The organism is Mycobacterium sp. NPDC003449, from assembly GCF_053588415.1.
This window is the reverse complement of sequence record NZ_JBSFPX010000292.1, coordinates 1-6,033: the sequence shown is the minus strand read 5'-3', so window position 1 is coordinate 6,033 and position 6,033 is coordinate 1. Positions and strand designations below refer to the sequence as shown.

At 65.7% G+C, this 6,033-nt stretch carries 6 protein-coding genes; 4 read left to right on the top strand and 2 right to left on the bottom strand.

Annotation, left to right across the window (positions count from 1 at the left end):
* The first annotated feature begins 106 nt into the window (after positions 1–106).
* Positions 107–436: a contact-dependent growth inhibition system immunity protein gene (locus ACWDTP_RS36765; RefSeq protein WP_450028142.1), complete on the top strand. Its 330-nt coding sequence runs from the start codon at positions 107–109 to the stop codon at positions 434–436.
* 87 nt (positions 437–523) lie between these two features.
* Here the strand turns inward: ACWDTP_RS36765 and ACWDTP_RS36760 are convergent, their stop codons facing one another.
* Complete coding sequence (locus ACWDTP_RS36760; RefSeq protein WP_450028141.1) at positions 524–871, bottom strand: hypothetical protein; 348 nt, start codon at positions 869–871, stop codon at positions 524–526.
* Entirely contained in the window at positions 868–3,288 is a 2,421-nt protein-coding gene (locus ACWDTP_RS36755; RefSeq protein WP_450028140.1) for an AAA family ATPase, read from the bottom strand. Before ACWDTP_RS36755 ends, ACWDTP_RS36760 begins: the two co-directional genes overlap by 4 nt.
* 139 nt (positions 3,289–3,427) lie before the next feature.
* Between ACWDTP_RS36755 and ACWDTP_RS36750 the strand changes: the two genes are divergently transcribed.
* From ACWDTP_RS36750 to ACWDTP_RS36740, 3 genes are read left to right on the top strand one after another with little or no spacing between them, the layout of a single operon-like run.
* The gene (locus ACWDTP_RS36750) at positions 3,428–4,465 is read left to right on the top strand and encodes a metallophosphoesterase (protein ID WP_450028139.1); all 1,038 of its coding nucleotides are present in this window, start codon (positions 3,428–3,430) and stop codon (positions 4,463–4,465) included.
* Positions 4,462–5,589, top strand: coding sequence for a hypothetical protein (locus ACWDTP_RS36745; RefSeq protein WP_450028138.1), 1,128 nt, complete (start codon positions 4,462–4,464; stop codon positions 5,587–5,589). Before ACWDTP_RS36750 ends, ACWDTP_RS36745 begins: the two co-directional genes overlap by 4 nt.
* Positions 5,590–5,646: 57 nt before the next feature.
* On the top strand, positions 5,647–6,012 hold the full coding sequence (locus ACWDTP_RS36740) for a hypothetical protein (RefSeq protein WP_450028137.1): 366 nt from the start codon (positions 5,647–5,649) through the stop codon (positions 6,010–6,012).
* Positions 6,013–6,033 lie beyond the last annotated feature (21 nt).

The window sequence follows — 6,033 nt, the reverse complement described above, 5'->3', positions numbered from 1 at the left end:
CTACCGTCACCACAGAACTCAGCAGATCGCCGAGTTCTCAAACCAGTAGGTCTCCGGACATGCCGGGGCGATTCAGGTGGTACGTGTTGACAGGATTCCCGACGCCATGAATGACGGTTCGATCTCGATGAACTTGTACCAATTCTTCGGCGCATATTTTCACCAGGATTGGGATCTGGAAGCCGACGACTGGGAAGGAATCGTCGACAGCTATGCCGGCGATCACCCGACCGCAGAGTCCTTGCGGATGTTGGCCCAAGAGATTGACAGTCTGCGTGAGGCCCGCTCTGAACAGAACCTCGAACAGTACTTGGTGAACACCGTGGGCGTTTACTACGGCCCTGAACCACTGACCTACAAGGAATGGCTAGGACAGATCGCCGACCGACTTCGCCAGCAGGCCGCGGCGATTGACAGCAGCCGATCCCAGCATTGAGAGTCTGCCGCCCTGCCGTCGTCATCTCCGTTGATGACCTGCTCACCGGAATCGAGGATGAATTCGTCGTCGTGGAGGCTCAGGGCGTCACCGGCCCGCCGGAACCAACGACGCGACCACTCCACACAGGTGCTCGATCTCGGCGGTCGACGGCTGCATCTCGAAGGCATGCACATGGCAGGCGACGCTGAGCCGGTTCCACGCCAGGGCGGCACGGTCGGCCGCATCGGCGGTGTCCAGGGATTTCAGCACGACGAGCTTGCTGCGCGCATTCGCCCAAGCAGCATGGACATTGAGCGCGGCGCACCGCTGGTCGATGATCTCCTCCAGCGCCTGCCGGGCCAGAAACGCCGCGAGCCGCGACGAGAGCCCCTCGACGGCTCCTGGTGCGTTCAGGACCCGCTGCGCCTGGCCGAGCAGTGACACCGCGCTCATCGCAGGGCCAGCACTTCCCGCACGGTCCGTTCCAGATCGCGGGCGTCCTGAATGGACACCGACGTGGCGTCGCCGTGCGCACCTGCGTTGCAGATCCGCAGCGCCCGTTTACGTTCCGGTTTGAGCCAGGGAGTCAGATCGGTCGACGGATCGCCGTGGACGGCCAGGGCGAGCCGGCTCGACGTCTTCTTCGCCGACTGCCACACCGTCTCGGAATCGGTCAGCGGCCGCCCGGCCAGTGAGGCCTTGGCGTAGAAGGCTTGTTTGGCGGCGGCTTCCAACGCCATCCGGAACAGCGCCGGCGCGGCACGCAGTTTGATGTCGTCGGGCATCCCGTCGTCCTTGATCAACGCGAAGATGTCGCCGACGTGCCGCAGCGCGGGATTGACGTTGTCGCGCACGGTGACCCGCGATCCGGTCTCGCGGACCACTTCGACGAGCCTGGCGTCGATGCCGGTCTCCCGGATCACCGAGGCCAGCCGGTCGTCGTGGGAGAAGACGATCACCTGGTGGGTCCGGGCGATCTCGCGCAGCACCTGGACGAAACCATCGATCTTGGACGGGTCCATCGCCTGGATCGGATCGTCGAGGACCACGAACCGGAACGGGCTCTTTGCCGACGTCGCGCGTGGCAGGAACAACGCCAGCGCCAGGGCGTGCAACTCGCCCTGGCTCATCACCGACAGCGCCTTGGTGGGCTTGCCGTCCACGGACCCTCCGAGGACGGCCCGACGCCTGGTGGCGGTGCCTTCCAGGGTGATGTCGGCGAGGTCGACGTTGCTTTCCTGGCGGAGCCGGTGCCAGATGTCGCGGGCCTGGGCGGCAATGGGTTTGAGGCGCATGTTGCGGAATGCCGCGGCATGTTCGGCGACCCATTTCCGGGCCGCGGTGATCACCTTGAGCTCGCCGTCGACGTCGCGGGCCTGCTCTTCGAGACGGACCCAGCCGCCCAGCTGGGCGGCCAGCGGCGCCCACGCGCTTTCCCGGCGCGCGAGCTCGTCGGCGGCCTGGGTGCGCACCGAGTCGGCGGCCGCGATCACCTCGGTCAACGCCGCTTCGGCATGGGCTGCCAGCGCCTCGTCACCGACCGGAGCCCGCCGGGCGCCGGTCACCGCATCGTTGTAGGCCGCCAAGCCACCCAGCTCGACCCCCGGCACGCCGGCCGCCGCGGCGAGATCGTTGAGCATGGCCGTCAGCACGGACCTCGACGTCTTGAGTTGTTGGGCCGTGGAACGGTATTCGGCCAGCATCTGTTCGCTGCGGGCGATGCTGTCCTGCGCGGCGGTCGCCCACTCGGCGTCCAGGCGGCCCCGTTCGCACACCGGGCAGTCGGCGTCACCGCCCCGGTCGTGGAACCGCAACGCGGCCCGCAACAATTCGACGCGCTGGCCGGTGAGGTCGACCGCGGCGGTCGCCGAGGCCGCGGCGTCGTTGATGGCCGTTCTGAACTGCCGACAAGCCTCCCCCACCGCGTCGATGGTCGGTGTCTCCAACCCGGCCAAGACACGCAGCGCCGGCACGACGTCCGACTGGGCCTCCCCCGCCCCGGTGGCCAGTGCGAGGACGGCGTCCAGCGGCACCGGGCGCTTGCGGAGGAGTTGTGCCGCCCGGCCGGCACGCTCGTCGGTGTGGCCGGTGAGTGCCGCCAGGACGAGTTTGCGTTCGGCGTCGGCGGTGTCACTGGCCGTCCGGATGGCTTTCAGTCGTGCGGCCAGGATCTTCTCGGTGTCGGCGAGGACCTCCAGGCCGAGGAGTTGGGCCAGCGCGTCGTAGAGCGCTGCCGGCCCGCCGTCGAACAGCCGGCCGAGTTCTTCGTAGGACAGCACCGGGCGGTGGAGCTCCAGGGCACGCGACCACCCGAGGTCATCGACCCCGTCGATGCGCTTGCCCGTGCCGACCTGCGTCCAGGTCTTGCGGTCCTCCAGTTTCGCGCCGGGCTCCCAGCGCATGCCGACGGTGCACGGGCCGGCCGCCTCCCGGGTGAACCCCACCCGGATCTCGCACGGGTCGGGGTGATGGAGGTTCTGCCAGGTCTCGGCCCACAGGTTCTCCTTCTTGTGCCAGCGGTAGCTGGTGCCGGTCAGGGTGAGTTCCAGCGCTTCGGCGAAGCTGGACTTTCCGGAGCCGTTGCGCCCGCTCACCACCATCAGGCCCGGCGCCGGGTAGAGGTCCAGCCGCGCGGAGGGGCCGACGCCGCGGAACCCCGACACCGTGATGGAGCTGAGGAACGTCGCCGTCGGCCCGGCTTCCGCTGCCTCGGTGGCGGTTCCGTCCACCTCGGCCAGCGCCTCCAGCACGGCGTCCTTGACCTCGCCGGGCAACGCATCGTCGTTGCCGAGCAACTCCAGGATGACGTCGTGCACCGACTGCTCAGCGGGCGTGACGGCGTCGATCACCGCCCCATCGTGTTGCTGCATGCAACGATTTAACAACGTTTGCCCGACAAATTTGTCGAGACCGTCAGCTGAAGTGTTTTTAGTTGTCGGGGGTCGCGGTTATGGTCGGGGTGCGTCGGGAGATTCGGATGACGACGCTAGCCCAGAATGGAGTCACTCGATGACCGATTCCACCGTGGAGGGCTTCGACATCATTGGCGACGTCCACGGCTGCGCCACCAAACTCGAAGCGCTCCTCACCGAACTCGGCTACCAGAAGGTCCCTGGCACAGCCGGATACCGCCATCCCACCCGCCAGGCCGTCTTCGTGGGCGACCTGATCGACCGTGGGAAGGAACAGCTTCGCGTGCTGGAGATCGTGAAGGCCATGGTCGATGCGGGCAGCGCGAAGATCGTCATGGGCAATCACGAGTTCAACGCCATCGCCTATCACACCGAATGGCCACGGGGCAGCGGAAAGTTTCTCCGCGCCCACGACGACCCGGACAGTCCGTGGTCGGCGAAGAACACCCGCCAGCATCAGGCGTTCCTCGAGCAGGTCACCGGTGCGGATCGGCGCCGATACCTGGAGTGGTTCACAACGATTCCGTTGTGGCTGGATCTGGGCGAGCTGCGTGTGGTGCACGCCTGCTGGCACGACGACTCGATAGCGCTCGTCGAGCAACGCTGCGGTTCGGCCGCACCGTTCACCGAGGTGGAGCATCTCGTGGCGGCCACCGACGAGGACGATCCGCTCTACCGCGCGATTGAGACGCTGCTCAAGGGCCCCGAGATCAGCCTGGTCGACCACGACCAGCCCAAGTACCTCGACAAGGACGGCATCGCGCGCGGCAATGCCCGAATGCGGTGGTGGAACGGCGAGGCCCGCACCCTGCACGACATCGCCGAAATGGGCGGCAACTTCCCCACGGAGTCCGGTGAGCCGTACCCGCCGCTACCCGAGCTGGAGCTGCCCGCCGATGCGCGGTCGTACGTCTGCATCGCGGAGGTCCCGGTGTTCTACGGCCACTACTGGCGGCAGGGGTCCCCCAGGCACCAGGACGATTGGACCGACTTCACCGCGTGCGTCGACTTCAGCGCCGTCAAGGACGGGACCCTCACCGCGTACCGATGGTCCGGAGACAAACGCATCCAGGCCGACCACTACGTGCCCAAGGCCGCAGGCATCGCAGCGGATGAACAGCGGCTCTTGAAATGACAGCCGCGCCCTCGTCGGTCGTGCCGGGTCCGCTTGAGAAGTCGGCATGCATTCCGGTCTCTGGCATTGCCAAATATTGGCCCGATCGTCGCGATAGGGTGCCGACCAAGACTCAAAAGACAGAGGGGATCGAGATGGTTCTTCCCTTGGTACCTGCAGTGCTGATCGCTGTCGGCGCCGCCACTGGAGGAAGCGGACTGGCGCTCGGCGGCAAAGGCGCCCTCTCGATCAGGAAGGCGCAATCAGTGCGAAGCGCAGTGATCAAGCGCTACGAGGCGCGACGCGAGCAAAGCAAAGCCCGGGTCGCCGCGACGAATGCTTCGATCGAACGTTTGGGAAATGACCAACACCAAGCATTGACCGACGTGGTGCTGCGCATGGCCGAGTTCTTGCGCCGCAACGAGCGGCAGGTGCGAGAGAACGAACGGTTGCTGGTCGACGGGATCGACGCGACGATGCATCGAGTCACCGGACTTACCACCCTGGACGTTGACGCCGCTTCATGGATCGCGGGCGCACTCGGCTCCGCGGGTGCGGGAATTGGCGCCGGCGCAGGGGTCACAGCAGCAGCCAGCGCCTTCGGTGTGGCCAGCACTGGCGCTGCGATCTCAGGTCTGTCCGGCGTCGCGGCATCGAATGCAGCCTTGGCATTTCTCGGCGGTGGCAGCTTGGCCTCGGGCGGTGGGGGGATGGCGTTGGGCGCCGCAGCCCTCAACTTCGTGACGATCGGACCCGGCCTATTGGTCGCCGGCTTTGTGACACATACTCAAGGCGACAAGGCCATGACCAAAGCTAAGGAGGTCTGCGCCAAGGTCAAGGTCAGTATCGCGGAACTCGATGAATTCGACACCAAGCTCTCGGCTGTCGACACACGGGCCGACGAATTGCGTTCGCTCCTAAGTGATCTGCGCGAGCGTGCGGTAACCGCACTGGATCTACTCGAGTCTGAACCGTTCGACGCCAAGATCCACGCGCCACGATTCCAGCGCGCTATGACGCTGACAATGGCGGTGAGGGACGTGGCCGCCGCGCCGGTCGTAGATGAAGCCGGCGATTTGACCCAAGAGAGTGGGATGCTCAGCGTGAAGTACCGCGCGATGACAGAGGAGAACGCTAATGGCTGAGGCAGCACGGGTGCACACCGCCAAGTTGTTGGTCGAGGCGCCAACGTTGTCACGCCCTTGCAGGGCTTCGACGCCCTGAACCGTATGGTGGATGCCGCCCGCGAGTGCATCGCCGTACACCAGGTCGAGAGCGCAGAGCGCGCCAGGCTTCAGACGTATGAGACAACCGAGGTAGCTCGGATCAAGGCCGCTGAGTCGGTTCTCAAGAACTACTTCGCTCAGGTCTTCGCCGAGCGGCGATCGAATTTTGAGGAACTGTTCACCCGCCTCGACAACGCACTGGAATCCAACGATGGCGAGACGGTCAGCCTGATTGTGCGCGGCATCGTCGATATCGCCAAAACCTCGCCGCTGGCAGACCTCGGCGACCTTGGCAAGATTCGTGAGGCCCTTGATGATCCGAATCAGGTGTGGGATCTGTGAACACCAAGCTTTGATGGTGCC